We start from the raw sequence: 23,742 nt of genomic DNA on the forward strand, positions 1-23,742 counted from the left end.
CGTCCGAGCCGATGTGTCAGATTACCGGCGTCCGGGATGGTGGTGCCGCCACCCCGACTCTCGACCGGCGGGTCGCCGGTCTCAGTCCGCCTGCAGAACCAGCTTGGGTCCGGGGTCGGCAGACATCGGCACGCTGTCCCGTTGAAGCATCCAGCTGGCGATGTTGTGGAACAGCGGCGCTGCCGACTGGCCGCCCGAACCGTCGGCGCTGCGAGTCGGAGCGTCGAGCATGATCCCGATCACGTAGCGGGGATCGTCCGCGGGCGCGATACCGGCGAACGTGATCCAGTAGTTCGAGTTCGAGTAGCACTTGCATTCGGGGTCGACCTGCTGAGCCGTACCTGTCTTGCCACTGATCTGGTAACCCTCGACCCCCGCGGCAACTCCGGTACCGCGCTGGTTCCCCGTGTCGTCCTGAGTGACGGATCGGAACATGTTCCGGACGGTCTTCGCGGTATCGGGACTGACCACGTACACCCCGTCGGGCTGCTGGGTCTCGGTTCGCTGACCGTTGGCGTCCACCGTCGCTTCGACGATTCGCGGCGGGATCCGGACCCCGTTGTTGGCGATGGCCTGGTACATCCCGGTCATCTGCAGCAGCGTCATGGACAGTCCCTGACCGATGGGAAGGTTGGCGAACGTACCGCCCGACCACTGATCGCGGCTCGGCACGTTTCCCGCGCTCTCGCCGGGCAGACCGACGTCGCTGCGTTGACCGAGACCGAACCTGGTGAGCATGTCGGCGTAGCGATCCTCACCGACGCGCTGCGCCAGCATGAGGGTGCCGACGTTGGACGACTTACCGAACACGCCGGTCGACGTGTACGGCGCGACGCCGTGATCCCACGCATCCTTGACCGACACGCCGGACATGAAGATGCTGCCCGGCACCTGCAGCACCTCGTCGGGTGTGGTGAGTCCGTACTCGATGGCTGCGGCCGCGGTGATGATCTTGTTCACCGAACCGGGCTCGAACGGTGTGGTGACGGGCAGATTGCCCATTTCCTTGGTGCGCTCGTTGTTACCGACGCCGATACCGGGGTTGAAGGTGTTGTCGTTCGACATGGCGAGCACCTCGCCGGTGTGCGAATCCTGCACGTACGCCGAGGCGTTCTTCGCTCCCGACAGATCCTTCGCCAACTGCACTTGCTGCTGCACGTAGTACTGCAGATCTGCATCGATGGTCAGTTCGACGTTGGAACCGTTGACGGCCGGCTGCTTGTCTCGCCAACTACCGGGAATGACGGCACCGTCGGAACCGCGGTCGTAGGTCTGCGAACCGTCGGTTCCGGCCAGGGTCGCGTCGAGCGAATCCTCCAGACCGAGCAGGCCGTGTCCGTCCCATCCGGTGGCACCGACGATGTTCCCGGCCAGCGATCCGCCCGGGTACTCACGGATGTCCTGACGCTCGAGTCCGACCTGCTTGAAATCCTTGCTGATCTTCGACGCCACGGTGGCGTCCACCCCGCGGGCGAGGTAGGTGAACTCGTCGTTGCTCTTCAGCTTCGCGAGCAGATCCTTCTCGCTGATCACATCGCCGAGGTCGCTGTGGATGCGTGCGGCGATGTCCTCGAGGTACTGCTCCGTCTCCGGCTCGGTCGGGTCCTTCGCCCGGGCCTCGTCGAGTTCCTTGCGAACCCGAACCGGTTGGAACGTCAGCGCTTTGGCCTCCATCGTGAAGGCGATCGGATTGCCGTTCCGGTCCAGGATGGATCCACGCATCGCCGGATCGACGAGAGTGGTGGTGCGTTGGGACGCCGACTCGGCCGACAACCTCGGTGCATCGAATCCCTGAATCCACAGCAACTGGGCCGCCGCAACGGCGAGCGCCAGGTACATCAGAACGCGGCCGGTGCCGTGACGGAACCGAAAGGTGGACGAGTCGAGACGCTTTCGGCTCGGTGGCCGACGGCGTGGAGCAGGCGTAGGCCTGGTCACTGCCCGTCACCCGATGCTTCGCCGGTGGACTCGGGCGCCTCTACCGCAGGTGTTTCGAGCGAGGGGATGCTCATGGGAACCAATTGTTCAGCAAGCGCGGTGTTTCCAGCTCCATTGCTCGAGTTCGGCGTGGCGGCGCGGGTGTCGATCGTCCCCGACGGCCGGTTGGGCTGCGATGCGCTTCTCGGCGTCTGCTGCTGCGATGACTGCGTGCTCGGATTCGCGACGGTGCCCTCGCCTGCGGCTGCGGACGAGACCGGATCCAGCGGTGCCACCGGCGTACCGTCGGCCGGAGCCGGGGTACCGACGACCTGGACGCCGCCGTCCGGCGCGACGATCAGACGCGCGGGGTTCTTCGCCGGGACCATTCCGAGCTCGGCGGCCTTGCGCGCCAACTCGGGGGCGGATTCCGCCAATTCGACATCCTTCTGCAGCGACGCCCGCTGCTGAGCCAGTTCGGTGTTGACGGCCTTGGCGGCACTGAGATCGTAGGAGTCGCCCGCCGACCGAGTGGTCAGCAGCAAGGTCAGACCGAGACCGATGGCGAGCAGACCGATGATCAACGCGACGAACGGAATTCGCGCAGCGATAGCGCTTCCGTTCAGCGTCGGCCGCGCACCGGTTCCGGACCCACGCGCAGAATCCGAGGTGTGGACCGATACGCGCTGTTGCCTGCGCTCGTACGCGCGTAGTGCGGCACCGGACCGTCCACTGCCCTTGCTGGTACGTTCGTGCCGCGGCACCGGAACCCGATTGCGTTGTGTTCCAACGGTTGTGCCTGGAACCGTCATTCCGCTCTCCTTGCAATCCGTTCGGCGGCGCGCAATCTCACCGGAGCCGAACGTGGGTTGACGTCGATTTCTGCATCCGAGGCACGCTCGGCACCTCTGGTCAGGAGTCGGAACTCCGGACCCATTCCGGGAAGCTCGACCGGCAGCCCCTCGGGACTGCGTGACTTGATCCGAGGTGCCAACTCTTGCTTGACAACTCGGTCTTCGAGCGATTGATACGACATGAAGACCACTCGACCGCCGACCGCCAAGGCGTCGAGCCCGGCAGGTACTGCTGCCTTCAGGGAGTCCAGTTCACCGTTGACCTCGATGCGCAGGGCCTGAAAGGTGCGCTTGGCAGGGTGTCCACCGGTACGTCGCGTCGCAGCCGGTATTGCGGCATAGAGCAATTCGACGAGCGGGCCGCTCGTGGTGAAGGGTGTGTGCTCACGTCGACGCAGCACAGCGGAGGCGATCTTGCCTGCGAATCGTTCCTCGCCGTAGGTGCTGAGTACCCGGGCTATCTCACCGTGCGAGTACGTGTTGAGGACATCGGCGGCAGTGATTCCCACCGTCGGATTCATTCGCATGTCCAGTGGGGCATCGACGGAGTACGCGAATCCGCGATCGGACTCGTCCAACTGCATGGACGACACGCCGAGATCGAAGAGAATGGCGTGAACGGAGTCGACCGGCGGCAGGCCCGCCTCGTCGAGCGCTTCTGCGATTCCGTCGTAGGTGGTGTGCACCAACGTGATTCGGTCGCGGAAGGGAGCCAACCGGGTGCCCGCGAGCGTCAGGGCGTCGGGATCCCGGTCGAGTCCGATGAGGTGCAGGTGCGGATAGGTCCGAAGAAAGTGCTCGGCATGACCACCGAGTCCGAGGGTGGCATCGATCATGACGCGTCGACCGTCGGCGGAATCGAGTGCGGGTCCGAGCAGTTCGTCGGCTCGCTCGAGACGAACCGGAACATGAACCGGGCCTGCCGATCGACGGTGGGTTCGGTCTGCGGACGATTCGCTCTCGTCCGGTCCGGCGCCCTCCGTCATGGTTCCTCCCGGTCGTGCGTACGTACTTCTCGCCCGGGTCCGGGCCGTGCGGGTCGCCCACGGAAGCCGATGCGAATGCATCGAGGTCCCTGTCCGATAGGGAACCTGGCGTTGGGGAAGAACGTCAGGGTCCTGATCTGCGAAACCTGGCGTTGGGGAAGAACGTCAGGGTTCTGATCGGGCAGAGGCCTCGCTGCACTCGCAGGCGACCTGGGCGGGCTACAAGATCCCTCCGAGGGACTCGTCGAAAGCGTCGGAGAAATCCTGCTCGTTCTCAGCGGAGTAGCGGGCCCACGCTTCGTCGTTCCAGATCTCGATGAAATCCATCGAACCGATCACCACACAGTTGCGTTCGAGCCCCGCGTAACGGCGATGCTCGGCACTGATGGTGATCCGACCCTGTCCGTCCGGTCGCTGTTCGTCGGTTCCCGAAAAGAACTGGCGAACGTAGGCACGGGCTTTGGGGTTGGCACGCGAAGCTGCCGTCAACTTCCGTGAGCGCTCGGCGAAGTCTGCCGCGGTGTAGACAGCAAGGCTGAAATCCTGCCCCTTGCTCACCATGACACCTCCTGCAAGCGCGTCCCGAAACTTGGCCGGCAACGTGAGTCGACCTTTGTCGTCGAGCTTCGGCGTGTAGGTACCGAGAAACACTCGCCACCTCCAGCCTCGACTCTCCGCTGCGGACCACTTTACCCCACTCTCCCCCACTTCGAACCATTCACCGCCGGAAAACTTTGGGAACACACGTAAATCCGCAGGTCGATGTACACAAGATCGATGGTGGCGACAGTGATGCGCCGGCCGAAGAGGAGTGTGATGCACGAGAGTGATGGCGCACAATTTCAGCACAATGACGGTTCGACCAGGCATTCAGCACTGACAGTGGTGAGCGAAGACGAATCAGCACCAGAAAAGGGCACACCGGTGGGGAGAAGTGGGGAGGGTGGCCGACAGTGGGGAGCGATGGGGAGGCAGGGCAGCCCGCGCCACCGGCGGGCAGAGCTACCCGAACAGCGCTCCACGCGACTTCGAGTAGCGCGGGCGGTTCAGCAGTGGGCCGGATCCACGGAGTCCATGGGAGGGCAGAAACGACAACAGCACCTCACCCGAAGGTGAGGTGCTGTTCTTAGTGAGCGCGGGAAGCTGCGCAGACGAGCCGGTACAGGCCGGTTGCCTGGAACCTGGTCGACTCAGTCCTGCTCGAACCTCTTGCGGAACCGATCTTCCATCCGAGAGCTGAAGCTGCCGCCTTTGCGGCCACCCTTCGACTTCTGCCCGGAACTACGCCCGGACGTTTCGGCAGCATCGTTGACCGAGCTGCCATCGTCCTGCGACGCTGCGGCTCCCTTGTTGGAGCCGCCGAACAGGAACAGTGCCCCGGCACCGAACATGAACAAAAAGCCGATGAGGCTGACGACGAGAAAAGCCAGACTGTTCGTCGACAATGCAACACCGGCGACGAGCAACACGAGTCCCACAGCGAACAGTGCGGCAGCCTGAAAGCGCCTCCTGCTCGACGCCGCGCGAACGCGACCGCCCCTCACATGAGAGGCGAATTTGGGATCCTCGGCGTAGAGAGCGCTCTCGATCTGATCGAGCATGCGCTGCTCGTGCTCGGAGAGTGGCACGGTACCTCCCCCTGCACAGATATTGAAGGTCATTTCGGTTGCGAAACGACGGGAAGCTGACCTTGGCGGCTACCTGTTGTCGATGATACGAGCTGAATCGGCCGCTTACCACCTAGTCGGTCGATGTGTTCCTGAGAAACAACGAAGTTTTCGAGACGCACGTCCCGAAAACTTCGCGTGAACACCGTATGACGTGGCATTTGTCGACCGAAGACCTGCTTCTTCAGCTATGCAGACAAGGGTGCCGTCATCGGGTCGACGGACGCGAATCGCGGCTGCCCGCCGAGTCGATCCTCGACCGAGTTCAGAAAACGACTGACATGTCGATAGAAATCGTCGGCATCGAGCTCGGCGATCGTGCTCGACGCACCGGCCTCCACAGCAGCGCGGGTGGCAGAGAAGGACGCGAAATAATCGGCCCAGACGGCGAGATCCGGTGCCGCCTTTGCCATCAGCACCCATGCGCTGCGCGAGCGCGGACGCGCTCCGATCGAGTTGGGCAGCGACGCCAGCACAGCTGCCGCACCCTTCAGCGCCGCGGCATAGCTCCCCAGAAACCGATCTCCGGCGTCGCTCTCCCCGATGGACTCGGACAGCAGTGCATCGGCTCGACCGAGCAGGACTCGCGCCTGACGCGACACCGGCGACCGCACTTCGGCATCGAATGCCTTCGTGATCGTCATACTCGAACACCTCCAGTTCGAATCTCCGACGCGTACCTGACGCGGCCGGAACCGTGGCGAAGCCTTACAGTCGAACTCCGGAGAATCCGACTCGACGATCGAGCCGAAGCCACCGGCGCACTCGGCCCCGATCGTCGAACACCCGTTCGACACATTCAATATAGCTGTGCCCACCGACAAGTTTCCGAAGAAAGGTTGAGAACAGTCGCCACCGACGCGCAGACAACGCCGTACCTGGTCGATCTGACGCCCCCGGAATTCCGCCAGCGGCTGTTCGAGGCACTGTCCATCTACGTCGAGGCCATGGGCTATCCACGTGGAACCGAGCAGAGCAGGGCCCCCATGTGGAGCGAACATCTGCATCGGCCGGGTTGGCGTGCAGTAGGTGCACTGCTTCCGAACGCCGACCCGATGCAGCCGGACTCGCTGGTCGCCGTCGCATACGGCTACCACGGCGCGGCGCATCAGTGGTGGCATCAGCAGGTACGCGACGGATTGCGGCGCACGGGGCACTCTCCCCGCAGCGTCGAGGCCACCCTCGAGGACTACTTCGAGCTCACCGAGTTGCACGTCCGTCCGAGCGCTCAGGGACACGGCCTCGGTGGCCGACTGTGCACTCGACTGCTCGACGGCGTCTCCGCCGCCAACGTGATGTTGTCCACACCGGAAGTCGCGCAGGAGGACAACCGGGCCTGGCGGCTGTACCGGCGGCTCGGCTTCCAGGACGTGCTGCGGGACTTCACTTTCGCCGGGGACCGACGCCCCTTCGCAGTCCTGGGCCGCCGGTTGCCGCTCGACGGGCCAGTAGCCTGAAGATGTGATCGATGCTGTGGTGGTGGGTTCCGGCCACAATGCCCTGACCTCTGCCTGTTACCTGACCGATGCCGGCATGTCGGTCGAGGTTCTCGAGCGCGACTCCGTCGCGGGTGGCGCGGTGTCGACGGTGGAACGCTTTCCCGGCCACCGTGTCGACCGCGGTTCGTCGGCGCACATCATGATTCGTCACACCGGCATCGTCGAGGAGCTCGGACTCGCCGAGTTCGGACTGCGCTACCTCGACTGCGATCCCTGGGCGTTCGCGCCGGGAGCCGTGGGCTCCGACGAACGCGGCATCGTCTTCCACCGCGACCTCGACCGAACCTGCGACTCGATCGCCGCTGCCTGCGGCGCAGCCGACGCGCGCGCCTACCGCACCTTCGTCTCCGTCTGGGGTCCCCGCAGCGAACGCACCATGCGTGCGTTCGGTGGGCCACCCACCGGCGCGAAACTGCTCCGATCCTTCTGGGGCCTCGGCGCGCCCGACGGCGGCAGCATGCTCTCGCGTGAGTTTCTCGCCACCGGCGATTCCCTGCTGGACGAGATGTTCTCGAGCGAGCGACTCAAGGCCGCGCTCGCGTGGTTCGGCGCGCAGTCGGGTCCGCCGATGTCCGAGCCGGGTACTGCACCGATGGTCGGCTTCGCTGCTCTCATGCACACCCTTCCGCCCGGCCGCGCCGTCGGCGGAAGCGGCGCGCTCACCGAGGCGATGATCGCTCGCCTGCAGCGCGACGGTGCTGCACTGACACTCGGAGACGCCGTCACGACCCTCGTGCGTCGCCCGCACGGCTGGACCACCAGGACTGCGTCGGGACGGGAGATCGACAGTCGCATCGTCGTGGCCGGCTGCCACATCGTGACCACCCTCGACCTGCTCGCAGCAGGTGGACACGACTCGGCACAGATCGCTCGATGGCGCAGCACGATACGAGTGGGTCCGGGGATCGGTACAGCGGTTCGGTTGGCCACGGACGCGCTGCCGGAGTATCCGAGCGCCGACTGCATCGAGGACGGTACCCACGGTCTCGCCCTGCTCGTCCGCGACCGCGCACAACTGCGTCTGGCCCACGGTCACGCCCTTGCCGGTGATTTACCGCCCACACCTGCTGTCCTCGGCATGTCGTTCAGCGCCCTGGACCCCACCATCGCGCCGCCCGGCCAGCACCAGATCTCCCTGTGGTCGCAATGGCATCCCCACACACTCGCCGACGGCCGACGATGGCGATCGGACGTGCCGGGCGAGCGTTCGTTGGCCGAATACGAAGCAGACCGAATCGTGGCCGAGATGGACCGCTACGCACCTGGTTTCGCCGGATCGGTGTTGGATCGGTATGTTCAGTCGCCGCCGGACATCGAGCGTGAGCTCGGTCTGATCGGAGGCAACATCATGCACCTGGACATGTCGCTGGACCAGATGATGATGTGGCGCCCACACCCTCAACTGGCCGGTCATCGGGTCCCCGGTGCCGACGGGCTGTATCTCACCGGCGCATCGACTCATCCGGGCGGCGGTGTCACAGCGGCCAGCGGTCGGTCCGCGGCGAGGATCGCGATCGCCGACGCGCGCGCAGGACGCCGTCGTGCATTCTTCGGGAGGAGGCAGGAATGAGGACAGTTCCAGTCGTCTTCGCAGTCGTTGCGGTCGGAGCTCAGATCGTCTACCCGCTGGTGTCCGGGTCGACGCGCGACGCCGTGACCGTGGCAGTGGTCGCGTGTCTTGCCCTCGCCTCCATCGCGCACGCCGCACTTCATCGGGGTGCTCTGTGGGCCGCCCTGCTCGTCGTCGTGACCGCAGGAACGGGATTCGCGTCCGAACTCGTCGGCACGGCTACCGGGATCCCGTTCGGCGAGTACTACTACGCGCAGAATCGCCTCGGCCCGAGTCTGTTCGATGTTCCCGTCGTCGTTCCGCTGGCCTGGACCGCCGGGTTCTACCCGATCTGGTGCGCAGTGACCTTCGTCGTTCGCCGTCTCGACACGACGCACGCGCGCGCCACGACGCTACGGATCGTGGCGGTGGCCGTGGGGATGGTCGGCTGGGACCTCTACCTCGATCCACAGATGGTCACCGATGGACAGTGGACCTGGACCGCCGGTTCCGTGGGGCTGCCAGGAGTGCCGTCGATTCCGCTGACCAACTACCTCGGCTGGCTGGTGGTGGCCACGTTGATGGCTGCGGTCATCGAATTGTTCGATCGTGTCCTCGGCCGCCCTCGGTCGTCCGACGACACGGTGCCCATCGGGCTGTTCCTGTGGACCTGGCTGGGGTCGGCACTCGCGCACGCAGTGTTCCTGGACGGTCCGGAACTTCGATTCTCCGCGGTGTACGGGTTCGTCGTCATGGGCGTCGTCGGCATTCCGCTGATCTGGATGGCCCGTCGTGACAGATGGCGTGCGCCCCGATCGAACGCAGCCGTCGATCGCTCCGGTACCGACACGCCTCGCTGACAACCCCTGCCGACTGACATCGGCTCGATGCCCTGGCACGATGTCGCTGTGCAGTCGACATCGCGAACCTCTCATCGAACCCACCGCCGCCGAGTTCTCTCGGTGGTCGCCTTGGCGCTGCTCGTCGCGCCGATGCTGGCCGGTTGCCTGCGGGTGCAGGTCACGATGGGTGTGTCCGCGAACGACCGGGTGGCAGGTCAGATCGTGGCGGCCGGCGTGCCGACGTCGGACTCCGACACCGGACCGGAGCTGGTGGTTCCCTCCTCGCTCGAGGACAAGGTGCGCGTCGAGCCGTACAACCAGGACGGGTATGTCGGATCACAGGCCATGTTCGACGATCTCTCGTTCGGCGATGTGCAGACGCTCGGCTCGATATTCCAGAACGCGGCCGGATCGTTCGAGCTGACGCTGCAGCGTTCCGGTGACACAGTCACCCTGGCAGGCAACGCCGATCTGTCCTCAGTGCCGGTGCAGGGTTCGGACGTGCAGTTCACCATTGCGTTTCCTGCTCGAATCGGCACCACCAACGGCACCCGCGAGAGCGACAATTCGATCTCGTGGAAGTTGCCGGCAGGTGAGGTCACGTCGCTGCGTGCCGAGGTCAACTACCCCGACCCCAACACTCGGAGCTTCGCCGGTTGGGCCGGTATCGTGGGCGGAGTCACCGTCGGCGTTGCAGCCATCGTGGGTGCCATGGCGTGGGTGTCTCGCAACCCGCCGCTCCGCAACCGCGCAACGCGGCGCACCGAATCCGGGAACTCGACCGACAGAACGTCTGTGTGAAAGAACGTCTGCTCGCGCGAACCACGGCGACCGCAACCGTGCTCGCCACGGCGTCGGCTGCGCTGTCGCTGCTCAACTCGTGGTCGATGCCGAGTCTGCGCGCTCCGCATCACCGTGTCACCGAACGCGTCGTCGTCTGCATTCCCGCCCGCAACGAAGTCGAGACTCTGCCTGCGCTGATAGGCGACCTCAGGCGTCAGCGATCGTGCACCGATCTGCGGATCATCGTCCTCGACGACGACTCGACCGACGGAACGGCATCCGCTGCTCGCGCGGCCGCGAACGGTGATCCACGGGTTCGCATCGTGACCTCGACGGCGGCTCCCCCGAACGGCTGGACCGGCAAGGCTGCAGCGTGCGCCGAGCTCGCGCGACTGGCTGCCGAGGACCACCCGCTGGCGTCGATGATCGTGTTCGTCGACGCCGATGTTCGACTGGAGCCGGAGGCCGTCGCCGCCTCCACCAGGCTGCTACGGCGGCGCGGTGCTGCCCTGCTGTGCCCATGGCCCGAGCAGCTCGCAGAGAGTGCGGCCGAGCGACTCGTCCAGCCGTTGCTCTCATGGTCGTGGATGTCCACACTTCCCGTGCTACTGGGCAACGCCACGCTCGCCCCGTCGATGGCGGTCGCCTGCGGCCAGTTCATGGCGTTCGACGCCGCCGCGTATCGCTCCATCGGAGGCCACGGTTGCGTCGCGGCCAGCGCAACCGAGGACCTGGACCTGGCACGTGCTCTTCGGCGGCGAGGATTCTCGACGGCCGTGGCGTCGGGCGCGGAATTCGTGCGGTGTCGGATGTATCGCTCGGGTGCGGAGTTGCGGTCCGGCTACAGCAGGTGGTTGTGGAACGAGTTCGGTGGACCGGTGGGTTCGACTGCGGCGGCTCTGGCGCTGTCCGTCGTGTACGTGCTGCCGCCGATCGCGGCGATCACGGCCTCGGGTTCGACGCGTCGACTCGGTTCGGCCGGCTACCTCGCGGGCGCTGTGTCTCGGATGGCCGCGCGGCGTCGCGAGGTGGGATCGCGATTCGGGTTCCGCGACGCACTCGACGCTGCGGTGCATCCGGTCTCGATCCTGGCGTTCGTCGGACTCGTCGCGGAGTCCCACGTGCGCAGGCGTCGCGGCTCCCTCACGTGGAAGTCGCGCCCGATGCCCGCACGGCAACCCTGACCCGTCTCAGACTCGTGCGGCCGCGAGCCCCAGGTTGCTCAACACCTCACGCGTCGCGCGTGCGAAGTTCAGCGTGATGAAGTGCAGTCCGGGCGCACCCTCGGCGATCAGGCGCTCACCGATGTTCGTGGCGAGTTCGATGCCCACCTCACGAACGGCGGCGCGGTCCTCCTCCGGGCCGGATCCGGCAGCGCGGGTGAACTTCTCGTCCAGGTACGTCGGCAGCGTCGTCCCCGAGAGCTCGAGCATCCGGCGAACCGACCGAAGCGAGGTGATGGGCATGATCTCGGGAATGATCGGCTTGGCACCCTGCTCGGCGTCGTACGCGCACACTCGGTCGCGCAGTCGCAGATAGTCGTCCACATCGAAGAACATCTGTGTGATGGAGTACTCCGCACCCGCCCGTAGCTTGCCGACCAGGCACCGGGTGTCCTGCTCCAGGTCGTCGGCGCGGTGGTGTCCTTCGGGGAACGACGCGACCCCGACGTGGAAGTCGCCGAGATCGCGCACCATCCGGACGAGTTCCTCCGCGTACTCGACTCCGTCGGGATGCTTCTCCCAGTCGCCGAGCGGGTCTCCCGGCGGGTCTCCGCGCAGGACGAGGATGTTGGTGATGCCACGGTCCGCATAGGACCCGACCATCGACCGCAGCTCGTCGATACTGTGCGACACCGCGGTGAGATGCGCCACAGGAAGCAGAGTGGTCTCCTCGGCTATCTGACCGGTGACTCGCACCGTCCGATCGCGAGTGGAACCACCTGCGCCGTAGGTCATCGACACGAATGCGGGCTGGAGTTGTTCGAACTCGCGAACCGCTCGCCACAATCTGGCCTCGGCGTCGGCATCGCGCGGCGGCGAGAACTCCACCGAGAACGGGATCCTGGCGTCGGGTTCCGTTCGCAGTCGATCGACGATGGACGGCGTTCTCGTCACGAATCCTCGACTCGACCGCCCCCTGACGGATTCTTCGCTCACCCGAAGATCATAGGTGGCCGCCGCCGCAGCCCCGTCGGGCCTCCCCGACGTCGATCTCACGCCGGACATCGGTGCCGGGTTTCGAGGCCCATTACTGTGGGGATCGATACCGACGTAACCCACAGCAACCCTTGGAGGATCGTCCTGTCCGGAGACTTGTCCTCGCCCATCGTCGACACACACGCCGCCGCGACGGATCCGAAAGGACTGCGCACGGCCGTCGACGCGACGCTCGCCGAGTTCTTCGCCACTCGCCGACCCGTCGTCGACGCTGTCGGCGGTGGTTACCCCGCTGCGGTGGCCGATCTCGAGGCGTTCGTGCTGCGCGGCGGAAAACGCATGCGGCCTGCATTCGCGTGGACCGCGTGGCTCGGTGCCGGCGGCGACAGCACCGGTCCACGCGCGGACGCGGTACTGCGGGCATGTTCGGCCCTCGAACTGATCCAGGCCTGCGCCCTGATCCACGACGACATCATCGACTCGTCCAGCACTCGTCGCGGGTTCCCGACCGTGCATGTCGATTTCGCTCGGCGACACCGCGATGCCGGCTGGTCCGGCTCCTCGGACCACTTCGGTGAATCGGCCGCGATACTGGTCGGCGATCTGGCCCTGTGCTGGGCCGACGATCTGCTGCGCGAGTCGGGCGTCGACGCGGACGCGGCTCGGCGAGTTCAGCCGGTGTGGTCGGCGATGCGCACAGAGGTGCTCGGCGGCCAGCTTCTCGATATCGAGGCCGAAGCAGGCACGGACGAGAGTGTGGCAGCGGCGATGCGCGTCAACCGCTACAAGACGGCCGCGTACACCGTGGAGCGACCACTGCACCTCGGGGCAGCTCTCGCGGACGCCGACGAGAACCTCATCGCTGCCTACCGCAGCTTCGGTGCAGATATCGGTATCGCGTTCCAGCTACGCGACGACCTGCTCGGGGTGTTCGGCGATCCCGAGGTGACCGGTAAACCGTCCGGGGACGACATCACCGAGGGCAAGCGCACCGTGCTCATCGCGCTGGCGCTGCAGAAGGCCGACGAGACTCGGCCCGACCGTGCGGCCACGATCAGAGCCAGCCTCGGTACCGAACTCGACTCGGACGAAGTCGCCGACATTCGTTCGATTCTCGTCGAACTCGGCGCCGTGGAGGCGGTCGAGAAGCAGATAGACGAGCTCGGCACCCGGGCCGTCGCGGCCCTCGACAACAGTTCGATCGAACCGGTAGCGGCCGCGCATCTGCGCGCCATGGCAACCGCCGCGATCCAGCGGCAGTACTGAAAGAGAGCGCCATGTCATCCATTCGCACGGTCTCAGGCCCCACCGACATCGTCGTCGTGGTGGGCTCCGGATTGGCCGGCCTGGCAGCCGGCCTGCATCTGCTGGGCGCAGGAAAGAAAGTCACGATCGTCGAGCGGGACGAGACCGTGGGCGGCCGCGTCGGGGTATACCCGGTATCGGACAGCGACGGATCGCACCTGTACGACATCGACAACGGCGCGAGCGTGTTGACGATGCCGAATCTGGTGCTCGAGGCTTTGGCTGCCGTCGGGGCCGACTTCGAGTCGACGACGCCGCCGATTCGGCTGTCCCCACTGTCGCCGTCGTACCACACGCGGTACGCCGACGGCACGTCGATCGACGTCTACGCCGATCCCGAGGCGATGGCAGCCGAGGTCGAACGCACCTGCGGGCCCGCCGAGGCGCGGGGGTACCGCGATCTGCGGCGTTGGCTCGCCGATATCTTCGACGCCGAGTTCGACCGGTTCATCGACTCGAACTTCGATTCGCCGCTCGATCTCGTGGGATCGAAAGCCGCGATCTCCGACACGGCGACGCTGACGAAGCTGGGCGGCTTCGGCCGCCTCGGCCCACGAGTCGACAAGTTTCTGAAGGACACCCGTCTACGACGCGTGTTCACTTTCCAGGCGCTCTATGCGGGCATGGCACCGCAGAAAGCTCTGGCGGTCTACGGGGCCATCGCGCACATGGACACCTCACTCGGGGTGTTCTTTCCCGAAGGCGGCATGGCGGCCATCGCACGGGCCATGGCCGACGCGTTCGTCACCGCGGGCGGAACGCTCGAACTCGGTACCGAGATCGTCGACATCACCGTCGACCGGGGCCGGGCCGACTCGGTGGTGACCGCTGCAGGCAAGCGAATCGCCTGCGACGCACTCGTCCTCACCGCCGACCTGCCCGTGGTCGATCGGCTCCTGGATCGGGCCTCGGTGTCGAAGAAGGGCCGACGGAACGGGTACGGCGTGGTATCGCCGTCGGCGGTCGTCGCGCACGGAACCGTCCCCGTCGAGCAGACGGCCACCTGGCCCGCCCGCGCGCACCACACCATCGACTTCGGCGACGAATGGGCCGAGACCTTCCGTCGGATCACCGCACGATCGGGCAAGGGATCCTTGATGGCCGATCCGTCCCTGCTCGTCACCCGGCCGTCGGTGAGCGATCCGAATCTCGAGGTGGAGCGCGACGGTGTCCGCTGCGAGCCGGTGTCGATCCTCGCACCGTGCCCCAACCTCGACAGCGCGCCGCTGAAATGGGGCGAGTTGGCGCAGCCGTACCTCCGCGAGATCCTGACGACCATGGAAGGCCGGGGGTACAAGGGCCTCCTCGACGGTTTCACGCTCGACCACATCGACACTCCCGAGACATGGGCGCAGAAGGGCATGCTCTCGGGTTCGCCGTTCTCGTCGGCGCACGTATTTCGGCAGACCGGGCCGTTCCGACGCAAGAACATGGTCGCCGGGCTCGACAACGTGGTTCTCGCCGGCTCGGGCACGACGCCGGGTGTGGGCGTTCCCACGGTTCTGGTGTCGGGAAAACTCGCCGCCGAGCGGGTTACGGGACGCCGCGGGCGGTAGGTTCGCTCGATTCACTGCGTCGACCAACTAAGCTGAGCGCGACCGTTTGCCGGTCGCGCCCATTGCTGCGACCATGATCGTTCGGTGACCGGCGAGAACGCATCGGCCGGCGCGTACATCTCGAACCACAACTCGTTGCAGAGGAGGAGCAGGCGGCAATGTCTTCGATCTCGTCGCACTCCACCTCCGAGGATCGATCGTCGGACGGCGGCAGTGCATCCTCGCCTCCGCGGAGACAGTCGAGACTGACCGCAACAGGAAACTTCCTGCGCAGCCCCGAAGGCAAAGCGGCAATCCTCGGTGTCGTCGGGGCCGTCTGCATCGTGTTCGGCGGTTTCGGTGCGGGCAGCGTGCGGCGACGCGATCCGCTCCTCGAGGACATGCACCTGTCGTGGCTGCGATTCGGTCACGGGTTCGTGCTCTCGACCATCATCGTCTGGGTCGGCGTACTGCTCATGATCACCGCATGGGTCCGGTTGGGGCGAGCGACTCTGCACGGTCGCACCACCGTCGGAGAACTGCGCTGGATCGTTCCGGCATGGACCGCGCCGCTGCTGCTGTCGGTGCCGATGTTCAGCCGCGATGCCTACTCCTACCTGGCGCAGGGCGCGCTGCTCCGAGACGGATTCGATCCGTACGCAGTTGGGCCCGTTGCCAATCCGGGGGTTCTGCTCGACAACGTCAGTAACGTGTGGACCACCACGACAGCGCCGTACGGCCCGCTGTTCCTGTTGCTCGCTCGCGGCATCACCAGCCTGACCGACGACAACGTCATTGCCGGAACGATGTTGCTGCGCCTGACCATGCTGCCCGGTCTGGCGCTGATGATGTGGGCGGTCCCACGGCTCGCGAAGCACCTCGGCGGTCGCGCAACCACCGCGGTCTGGCTCGCCGTCCTCAACCCCCTGGTGTTGATTCACCTGATCGGCGGCGTGCACAACGAGTTGCTCATGGTGGGTCTGATGACTGCGGGCATCGTGCTGACCCTCGAACGTCACCACGTAGGCGGCATCGCACTGGTGGCGATCGCGGTTGCGATCAAGGCCACCGCAGGCCTGGCTCTGCCCTTCCTGGTGTGGATCTGGATGCTCCATCTGCGCGAGAAGGCGCGGGCGGAGAACCGAACACCGATGTCGCCGATCCTGGCGTTCACCAAGACCGCGGGAATCGGAGCCGCCGTCTTCGTCGCCGTCTTCGCTGTCGCATCGGTCATCGCCGGGGTAGGAATCGGTTGGCTGACCGCGCTTTCCGGTTCGGCCAAGATCATCAACTGGCTCTCGCTTCCTACGATTCTGGCGCACCTGGTGACCGTGAGCACATCGTGGTTCCTCGACCTGCGCCTCGGACCGGTTCTCGATGTCACCCGCCTGCTGTGCGCCATCGCGCTGGTGGTCATTCTCGCCGCGGCCTGGTGGTTGGGCCGCAGGTCCGAACGCGATGCCGTCAAGGGCATCCTCATCGCTCTGGTCGCCACCGTCGTCCTCTCCCCCGCGGCCCTGCCCTGGTACTACTCGTGGCCGCTCGCGATCGCTGCCGGATTTGCGCTCTCGCGCACGACGCTGATGATCCTGACGGGTCTGTCGACGTGGCTCATGCTCGTCTTTCAACCCGACGGTTCGATCGGCCTCTATACATTCGGACACGTCGCGCTGGCGGTCTTCGCGGCAGTCGTGGCCGCACTTGCCCTGACGCGGGTGGATCCGCTGCGTTTACGATCGGACCGGTCCAGGGAACACCGAGCCGTGCCGAACGCTCCCAAGACACCCGCTACGGAACCGACCGGAGACGAATCCACGTCATGAGGGCCCGCTGATGAGAGAACTGGACGGTATAGATCCGACGCTGCACGAGGCGTATCGAGTCTGTCGCGAACTCAACGCCCAACACGGCAAAACGTACTTCCTCGCCACTCGGCTGCTTCCTACCGACAAGCGCGCGGGTGTCCACGCGCTCTACGGGTTCGCCAGGATGGTCGACGACATCGTCGACCTCGAGGGCACCGACATCGCCGTCGGCTCCGACGAACTCAATGCCCGTCGCATCGTCGAACTCGACGTGATCGAATCCCGGGTGCGCGACGCCTTGGCCGGAAAGCCGTTGTCCGACAGCGTGTCCGATCAGGTATTGAGCGCACTGTGCGACACCGTGAAGCGCTACGACATTCCACACGACTACTTCTTCGCGTTCATGCACTCGATGCGCATGGACATTCCGGGTAGTCCGATGTTCGTCTCGCGTTACCGCACGATGGAGCAGTTGCGCGAATACATGTACGGCTCCGCTGCGGTCATCGGGCTGCAGATGTTGCCGATCCTGGGAACCGTCGTCGAGCGGGCGGAGGCCGAGCCCCCCGCCGCAGCGTTGGGCGAGGCATTCCAGCTGACCAACTTCATCCGCGACATGGGCGAGGACCTCGATCGCGACCGCATCTACCTACCCACCGACGAACTGGCGGCGTTCGGCGTCGACGAAGAACTCCTGCGGTGGTGCCGCACCACCGGGAATGTCGACGCCAGGGTCACCAGAGCGCTCGCGCACCTGATCGCCGTCACCCGCTCGATCTATCGGACGTCCGACGCGGGTATCGAGATGCTGGATCCGCGCGTGCGACCGTCGATGCGCACCGCGTCGATCCTGTACGGCCGCATACTCACCGAGGTCGAGTCGCAGGGCTACCGCGTGCTCTCCCAACGTGCGACGGTGCCGCAGTGGACCCGAGCGCGCGTCGCGCTTCCGCAGTTCGCCGTCACCGGCTTCAAGCGCGCGACGGTTCGCTAGAAGGCCATCGCCTGTGCGCGCCTGATCACTTCGCGCATCAGGTCACCGTGCAGAGCGGCGACGGGCGCACCGGGCAGGCTCTCGTCCTCGGTGAACAGCCACCGCAGGATTTCCTCGTCCTCGTACCCGCCGTCGTGCAGCACGGCCAGCAGACCGGGCAGACCCTTGACGATGGTGCCCTTGGTCGTGTCGAGGAACTGCTCCGGCACACCGGGCACGCGCGAACGCTTGAGAGCGAGCAACTGGCGGTCGCGGATGAGCTGTTCGACGCGGGTCTTGGGAACGTCGAGGATCTTCGCGACATCGGCGAACTGCAGCAAAGACACCGACGGATCGAGCACGTCGTCGGCATAGGGAATGGCACTCACGCAGGTAACGTTAACGGGTCCGGCGTCCAGACTTCAAAAACGTCACGTCCGGCTCGGCAGGACCGTGGACACGAGCCATGATCGTCGGTCGGCATCCCCGGCACCGATACGATCGAATTCAGCATCCGGCACCGAAAGCCGGAACACGAGTGGACGACGAGGGGAGGTTCGGTGATACCGGGTTCGATGCTCGATCGTCGATACCGAATAGACGCACCGATCGCGCGCGGCGGTATGTCGACGGTCTACCGCGGACTCGACACCAGGCTCGACCGCCCCGTCGCAGTGAAGATCATGGACCCGAAGTTCGCCGAGGACCCGCAGTTCGTCCAGCGCTTCGAGTTCGAGGCTCGGGCCGTGGCCAGACTCAGCCACCCCGGCCTCGTCGCCGTCCACGATCACGGCCGCGACGGCGAACACGCCTTCCTGGTCATGGAACTCGTCGAGGGCGGAACTCTGCGTGAGCTGCTGCGCGAGCGGGGACCGATGCCGCCGCACGCCGCAGCGGCCGTCATCCGGCCGGTTCTCGATGCGCTCGCAGTCGCCCACCGAGCCGGTCTGGTGCACCGCGACATCAAGCCCGAGAACATCCTGATCAGCGACGACGGCGACGTGAAGATCGCCGACTTCGGACTCGTCCGAGCTATCGCGGCCTCCACCGTGACGTCGAGCAGTGTGATTCTGGGCACCGCCGCGTACCTGTCTCCCGAGCAGGTCACCACCGGCTCCGCGTCCGCGAGCAGCGACGTCTACGGCGTCGGCGTCGTGTTGTTCGAGCTGCTGACCGGACGCACACCGTTCACCGGAGACACCTCGCTGTCCATCGCCTACCAGCGGATCGACAACGACGTACCGCTCCCCTCCACCCTCATCGCCGGCGTTCCCCCACAGTTCGACGAGGTGGTCCAGCGCGCCACCGTCCGCGCCCCCGAACACCGATACCGCAACGCCGACGACATGGCCCGTGCAGTCCGCGCCGCCGCGTCGGCGCTCGCGCTACCCGAGTACCGAGTGCCCGCACCCAAGCGCTCGGCCGAACACCTCAGCTCGGCAGCGGCCGGAGCACCGACGACGGTCGCAGGCAACCGCCCGCCGACCGCACACACCCCAGTGGCCCAGGATTCCCCGCCGCCCCCACAACACGGGGTGCAGCACACTCGTGTCGTCACCTCGCCCACATCCCGAGACGTCGACCACGGCTCGGACAACTCCGATGGGCCGCCCGCCGGGCCTCCCCCGACCGGCAGACGGCAGTACGAGTTCCCCGACTTCGACGCCGATCGCCGACGCTCGCGCCGGGCGATCGTCGTCTGGTTGCTCGTCGTCGCACTGCTTGCGGTACTCGTCGGCTTGGGCGGATGGTGGATGGGGTCCGGTCGTTACACCGCCGTCCCGTTGGTCGACGGGCTCGACACCACCGGTGCCACCAGCGCCGTCGAGGCCGCCGGACTCGAGGCCGCGGTGCGCGGTACCTATTCCGACTCGGTGGACACCGACCTTCTCATCGGCACCGATCCCACCGGCGGATCACGAATCGCCAAGGGCGACACGGTGTATCTGCTGGTGTCTCTGGGTCGCCCCACCGTTCCCTCCATCGACGCGGACGCATCCGTCGCAGACATGGAACAGCAACTGAGAGACCGAACGTTCACACCCGTCGACGGCGGCGAGGCCTTCAGCACGTCCGCTCCGATCGGCGGGGTCGCAGCACTGGACCCAGCGCCCGGCACCGTGCTGTCCACCGGAACCGCGGTCACGGTGTTGCGCAGCAAGGGAGCGCCGCCGGTCGAGGTGCCCGACGTACGCGGGCAGAGCGTCGACCAGGCCCGAACGACGCTGGAATCGGTGGGCATCACCGTCGGCGAGGTACAGGAGACGTTCGACGAGGACACCGATGGCGGCAAGGCGATCGCAACCACGCCGGAAGCCGGTGCGACGGTGCGATCCGGGTCCACCGCGGTGCTCGAGGTGTCCAACGCCGTCACCGTGCCCTCGCTACTGGGTCGGTCGGTCGGCTCGGCCCGGAGCACGCTCGAGGCGTTGGGTCTGCCCATCGACGTCCGTCAGGTGGTGGACACCGACGGGTCTCTTGTCATCACCCAGAGCCCCGGAGCCGGTTCTCGGGTGGAACCGGGCTCCGAGGTCATGGTCGTCTCGCTGCCCTGATCAGTCGCGGAGCATCTCGGCGACGAGGAATGCCAGTTCGATGCTCTGCTGTGTGTTCAGACGCGGGTCGCAGGCGGTCTCGTAGCGACCGGCGAGGTCGAGATCGGAGATGTCCTGAGCGCCGCCGAGGCACTCGGTGACGTCGTCGCCGGTCAGTTCGACGTGAATTCCGCCCGGATGCGTTCCGAGGCCGTTGTGCACCTCGAAGAAGCCCTGCACCTCGTCCACGATGCGGTCGAAGTGCCGCGTCTTGTAGCCGGTCGAGGCCTCGTGGGTGTTGCCGTGCATCGGATCGCACTGCCAGATGACCTGGTGGCCGGTGGCCTGCACCTTCTCGATGATGGCGGGCAGGATGTCGCGCACCTTGCCGTTGCCCATGCGTGAGATCAGGGTCAGACGTCCCGGCTTGTTGGTCGGGTCGAGCCGCTCGACGTACTCGACGGCCATCTCGGGCGTGGTCGTGGGCCCGATCTTGAGGCCGATCGGGTTGGAGATCAGCTCGGCCAGCGCGATGTGCGCCCCGTCGAGCTGGCGGGTGCGGTCGCCGATCCACAGGAAGTGCGCGGACAGGTCGTACAGCTTGGGGTGATCGTCGGTGTTGTCCAGCCGCAGCATCGCACGCTCGTAGTCGAGGACGAGTGCTTCGTGGCTGGCGAATATCTGCGCGGTGTGCAGGTTGGGGTCCGAGACTCCGCAGGCATCCATGAAGCGCAGTCCGCGATCGATCTCCCCCGCGAGCGCCTCGTAACGGGCACCGGCGGGCGACTGGGCGACGAACTCGCGGTTCCAGTCGTGCACCTTGTGCAGATCCGCCATGCCGGCACCGGTCAGTGCACGGACCAGATTCATCGCTGCGCTTGCATTGGCGTAGGCGCGCACCAGTCGCGACGGATCGTGGCCACGAACGCTCTCGTCGGCGACGAGCGAGTTGATCATGTCGCCGCGGTAGGACTGCAGACCGAGGGCGTCGATGTTCGACGAACGCGGCTTGGCGTACTGCCCGGCGATACGGGCGACCTTGACCACCGGCATGCTCGCGCCGTAGGTGAGCACCACGGCCATCTGCAGCAGCGTGCGGATGTTGCCCTTGATGTGCGGTTCGGTGTTGTCGACGAACGTCTCTGCGCAGTCGCCGCCCTGGAGCAGGAACGCCTCGCCGCGCGCGACAGCAGCGAGCTTGTCCGACAACGCCTCCACCTCACCGGCGACGGTGATCGGAGGAACACTCTCGAGCACCTTGCGCATGTCGGCAGCGTGCTCCGGATCCCACTGAGGTTGCTGCGCAGCCGGCTTGGCCAACGCATCGTCCAATCGAGTGCGCAGCGTCGGTGACAACGGCGGCAGGTCGGGCAAGCGATCGATGGGTACGTCGACAGTCCAGTTCACCGCTACAGGATATTCGTACCGCCGAAGCCGCAGGACAACGGGTGTTCACCCGCGGTACGAGTACTCCTCGATCGCCTGGAACTTCGCCAGATTGTGCCGCGCATCGGCCAGGGCGTCGTGAGCGTCGTCGGGCACCGACGGCAGCTCGGGACTGCCGCGATCCTCCCAGTGCTGGCGCAGCTCACGGGTGAACCGCGGCAACGAGCGCGGCAACTCGGTCATCGAGCCCCACAGCTGGCAGAGCGCCACGTGGTCGTACGCCGCCACCCACGCCCACAGTTCGACCTCGGCACCGTAATGCGGAACGAGGAATTCGAGCAGCTCGTCTCGGATTCTGGACCGGCTCATCCACAGCGGCGACGAGTACGGTGGCAGCTTGGGTAGCACGTTGCGTCGAACCCATCGGCCCGCTCGCTCGGGGTCGAACTCGGAGGACACCGCATAGAACTCGCGACCGTCCTCCGACACCACACCGATCGAGACCAACTCGATTGTGCGACCATCCTCGATGAACTCTGTGTCGTAGAAGTAGCGCACGCGGCTCACCCTAGCGCGTTCCCGACACGTCCCCCACGTACCGGTAGCCCCGATCCGAACAGCCCTGAAAGGGAAAGCCAGTGACTTCGCCCGACACCAACCGTCCGGTCGCCGAGGCCTCGGAACCGGCTGGGCCGACGCGGCGCAGGTGGCCGAGTTGGGCGGTCGCGTCGAGCAGGCTCCTCGTCCTGATCGCCGCTGCCGTCGGCGTTGCGTTCCATATCAACGGCTTTCCGGGGCTGCGCACGATCGGTGAGCACTACCGACTCGATCTGGACGTGTATCGACTCGGCGGTCAGGTGTTCGCCGAGGGTGGAGATCTCTACGGTCAACTGCCACCGATCGCGACCGGTACGACGCTGCCCTTCACCTATCCCCCGATCTCCGCGGCGATCTTCAGCCCGCTGTCGTCGGTGTCGCTGTACGCCGCCTCGATCGTGGTGACCACGCTGTCCATGCTCTTGCTGCTGATGACCGTCGTGGTGACCCTCACCTCGCTCGGGGTTCGTCCCCGCACGCTCGTGTGGTGGTCCGCCGGAGCGGTGTTCGCCGGGGCCGTGCTGCTCCTCGAACCGGTCACCTCGACGCTGAACTACGGGCAGATCAACATCGTGTTGATGGCGTTCGTCGCACTCGACTGCCTGCCGAAGAAGACGCCGTGGCCCCGAGGCGTGCTGATCGGTCTCGTGGCCGCCGTCAAGCTCACGCCCGCGGTGTTCGTGCTGTACTTCCTGCTGCGCAAGGACTTTCGAGCTGCGGTGGTGTCGGTGGTGAGTTTTGCAGTGTTCACCGCGATAGGTTTCGCACTGACGTGGTCGGACTCGGTGAAGTACTGGACCGAGACGATCGTCGATTCCGACCGGATCGGCGGCCCGGCCTACCCGCCCAACCAGTCGATCACCGGAGTGCTCGCGCGGCTCGGGTTGGACGAAGTGCCCCGTTCGATCCTGTGGATAGCGTTGTCGGTGGTGGTGCTCGCCATCGCGGCGGTGGCGATGCGCAAGGCGTTCGCCGCAGGCGAGACTCCGCTCGCGCTGACGATCAACGCCATGTTCGGCCTGCTGGTGTCGCCGGTCTCCTGGTCACACCACTGGGTGTGGGCCATTCCGTTCACCGTGGTGCTCGCCGTCCTCGGCTACCGCCGCCGCAGTGCGCTGCTGGGCACTCTCGTGGCCGTCGGGCTGGCGTTGATGCTCTACCCGCCGCACTGGAAGCTCGGCGAGGGCCGATGGAGCGGGCTCGGTTGGCCTCTGCTCGACCAGTTCGCCGCATCGGGCTACGTGTGGTGGGCCCTGGCCTCGATCGTCGCACTCGCCTCGTTCAGCTGGTCCGATCGAGCGACTGCGATCGTCGGCGAGAACGCCACCCGCTGATCGCGCTTACCCGGTAG

Annotated in this window: 21 protein-coding genes; 11 read left to right on the forward strand and 10 right to left on the reverse strand. The window is 66.1% G+C overall.

What is annotated here, in order from left to right:
* Window positions 1-81: 81 nt before the first annotated feature.
* The 6 genes from MTX35_RS11115 to MTX35_RS11140 form a co-directional block, all read right to left on the reverse strand.
* Window positions 82-1,938 carry a penicillin-binding protein 2 gene (locus MTX35_RS11115; protein WP_243595000.1) on the reverse strand — a complete coding sequence of 619 codons (1,857 nt, stop codon included), beginning with the start codon at window positions 1,936-1,938 and terminating at the stop codon, window positions 82-84.
* The gene (locus MTX35_RS11120; protein ID WP_279395843.1) at window positions 1,935-2,729 is read right to left on the reverse strand and encodes a hypothetical protein; all 795 of its coding nucleotides are present in this window, start codon (window positions 2,727-2,729) and stop codon (window positions 1,935-1,937) included. Before MTX35_RS11120 ends, MTX35_RS11115 begins: the two co-directional genes overlap by 4 nt.
* Window positions 2,726-3,757 carry a 16S rRNA (cytosine(1402)-N(4))-methyltransferase RsmH gene (gene rsmH / locus MTX35_RS11125; RefSeq protein ID WP_243595001.1) on the reverse strand — a complete coding sequence of 344 codons (1,032 nt, stop codon included), beginning with the start codon at window positions 3,755-3,757 and terminating at the stop codon, window positions 2,726-2,728. The genes MTX35_RS11120 and rsmH overlap by 4 nt, the downstream gene beginning before the upstream one ends.
* A gap of 219 nt (window positions 3,758-3,976) precedes the next feature.
* Entirely contained in the window at window positions 3,977-4,408 is a 432-nt protein-coding gene (mraZ, locus tag MTX35_RS11130) for a division/cell wall cluster transcriptional repressor MraZ (protein ID WP_094679124.1), read from the reverse strand.
* A 539-nt stretch (window positions 4,409-4,947) separates the two neighbouring features.
* Window positions 4,948-5,385 (reverse strand): DUF3040 domain-containing protein, encoded by a 438-nt coding sequence (locus MTX35_RS11135; protein ID WP_243595002.1) that lies wholly within the window; start codon window positions 5,383-5,385, stop codon window positions 4,948-4,950.
* Between the two features lie 227 nt (window positions 5,386-5,612).
* Complete coding sequence (locus tag MTX35_RS11140; RefSeq protein WP_243595003.1) at window positions 5,613-6,068, reverse strand: SAV_6107 family HEPN domain-containing protein; 456 nt, start codon at window positions 6,066-6,068, stop codon at window positions 5,613-5,615.
* Between the two features lie 195 nt (window positions 6,069-6,263).
* Between MTX35_RS11140 and MTX35_RS11145 the strand changes: the two genes are divergently transcribed.
* From MTX35_RS11145 to MTX35_RS11165, 5 genes are read left to right on the forward strand one after another with little or no spacing between them, the layout of a single operon-like run.
* Window positions 6,264-6,881, forward strand: a complete 618-nt coding sequence (locus MTX35_RS11145) for an N-acetyltransferase (protein ID WP_243595004.1) — start codon at window positions 6,264-6,266, stop codon at window positions 6,879-6,881.
* A gap of 4 nt (window positions 6,882-6,885) precedes the next feature.
* Window positions 6,886-8,493 (forward strand): NAD(P)/FAD-dependent oxidoreductase, encoded by a 1,608-nt coding sequence (locus tag MTX35_RS11150; protein ID WP_243595005.1) that lies wholly within the window; start codon window positions 6,886-6,888, stop codon window positions 8,491-8,493.
* Window positions 8,490-9,332 carry a carotenoid biosynthesis protein gene (locus MTX35_RS11155; protein ID WP_243595006.1) on the forward strand — a complete coding sequence of 281 codons (843 nt, stop codon included), beginning with the start codon at window positions 8,490-8,492 and terminating at the stop codon, window positions 9,330-9,332. Before MTX35_RS11150 ends, MTX35_RS11155 begins: the two co-directional genes overlap by 4 nt.
* Window positions 9,333-9,359: 27 nt before the next feature.
* Window positions 9,360-10,115 (forward strand): DUF3153 domain-containing protein, encoded by a 756-nt coding sequence (locus MTX35_RS11160; RefSeq protein ID WP_243595007.1) that lies wholly within the window; start codon window positions 9,360-9,362, stop codon window positions 10,113-10,115.
* On the forward strand, window positions 10,112-11,281 hold the full coding sequence (locus tag MTX35_RS11165; RefSeq protein ID WP_243595008.1) for a glycosyltransferase family 2 protein: 1,170 nt from the start codon (window positions 10,112-10,114) through the stop codon (window positions 11,279-11,281). The genes MTX35_RS11160 and MTX35_RS11165 overlap by 4 nt, the downstream gene beginning before the upstream one ends.
* Before the next feature lie 6 nt (window positions 11,282-11,287).
* Here MTX35_RS11165 and metF read toward each other — a convergent pair whose 3' ends face one another.
* Window positions 11,288-12,214: a methylenetetrahydrofolate reductase [NAD(P)H] gene (metF, locus tag MTX35_RS11170; protein WP_243595103.1), complete on the reverse strand. Its 927-nt coding sequence runs from the start codon at window positions 12,212-12,214 to the stop codon at window positions 11,288-11,290.
* Window positions 12,215-12,412: 198 nt separating this feature from the next.
* Here metF and MTX35_RS11175 point away from each other — a divergent pair, with 198 nt between their 5' ends.
* The 4 genes from MTX35_RS11175 to MTX35_RS11190 all read left to right on the forward strand — a co-directional run bounded on the left by MTX35_RS11175 (window position 12,413) and on the right by MTX35_RS11190 (window position 17,895).
* Window positions 12,413-13,522, forward strand: coding sequence for a polyprenyl synthetase family protein (locus MTX35_RS11175; protein WP_374230276.1), 1,110 nt, complete (start codon window positions 12,413-12,415; stop codon window positions 13,520-13,522).
* Between the two features lie 11 nt (window positions 13,523-13,533).
* Window positions 13,534-15,117, forward strand: coding sequence for a phytoene desaturase family protein (gene crtI / locus MTX35_RS11180; protein ID WP_243595009.1), 1,584 nt, complete (start codon window positions 13,534-13,536; stop codon window positions 15,115-15,117).
* Window positions 15,118-15,275: 158 nt separating this feature from the next.
* Window positions 15,276-16,919 (forward strand): alpha-(1->6)-mannopyranosyltransferase A, encoded by a 1,644-nt coding sequence (locus tag MTX35_RS11185; RefSeq protein ID WP_243595010.1) that lies wholly within the window; start codon window positions 15,276-15,278, stop codon window positions 16,917-16,919.
* 10 nt (window positions 16,920-16,929) lie between these two features.
* Entirely contained in the window at window positions 16,930-17,895 is a 966-nt protein-coding gene (locus MTX35_RS11190; protein ID WP_243595011.1) for a phytoene/squalene synthase family protein, read from the forward strand.
* Here the strand turns inward: MTX35_RS11190 and MTX35_RS11195 are convergent.
* The gene (locus MTX35_RS11195; RefSeq protein WP_243595012.1) at window positions 17,892-18,263 is read right to left on the reverse strand and encodes an Rv2175c family DNA-binding protein; all 372 of its coding nucleotides are present in this window, start codon (window positions 18,261-18,263) and stop codon (window positions 17,892-17,894) included. The genes MTX35_RS11190 and MTX35_RS11195 overlap by 4 nt on opposite strands.
* Before the next feature lie 186 nt (window positions 18,264-18,449).
* Between MTX35_RS11195 and pknB the strand changes: the two genes are divergently transcribed.
* On the forward strand, window positions 18,450-20,429 hold the full coding sequence (gene pknB, locus MTX35_RS11200) for a Stk1 family PASTA domain-containing Ser/Thr kinase (protein ID WP_243595105.1): 1,980 nt from the start codon (window positions 18,450-18,452) through the stop codon (window positions 20,427-20,429).
* Here pknB and MTX35_RS11205 read toward each other — a convergent pair whose 3' ends face one another.
* Both MTX35_RS11205 and MTX35_RS11210 read right to left on the reverse strand, forming a co-directional pair.
* Complete coding sequence (locus MTX35_RS11205) at window positions 20,430-21,815, reverse strand: class II 3-deoxy-7-phosphoheptulonate synthase (RefSeq protein WP_094679112.1); 1,386 nt, start codon at window positions 21,813-21,815, stop codon at window positions 20,430-20,432. It abuts the gene before it with no gap.
* Between the two features lie 45 nt (window positions 21,816-21,860).
* The gene (locus MTX35_RS11210; RefSeq protein WP_027497365.1) at window positions 21,861-22,352 is read right to left on the reverse strand and encodes a polyadenylate-specific 3'-exoribonuclease AS; all 492 of its coding nucleotides are present in this window, start codon (window positions 22,350-22,352) and stop codon (window positions 21,861-21,863) included.
* An 80-nt stretch (window positions 22,353-22,432) separates the two neighbouring features.
* Between MTX35_RS11210 and MTX35_RS11215 the strand changes: the two genes are divergently transcribed.
* Window positions 22,433-23,725, forward strand: coding sequence for a glycosyltransferase 87 family protein (locus tag MTX35_RS11215; RefSeq protein ID WP_374230277.1), 1,293 nt, complete (start codon window positions 22,433-22,435; stop codon window positions 23,723-23,725).
* Window positions 23,726-23,742: the final 17 nt, after the last annotated feature.

This window comes from Rhodococcus sp. ARC_M12, from assembly GCF_022810385.1.
Classification (GTDB): Bacteria; Actinomycetota; Actinomycetes; order Mycobacteriales; family Mycobacteriaceae; genus Rhodococcoides; species Rhodococcoides navarretei.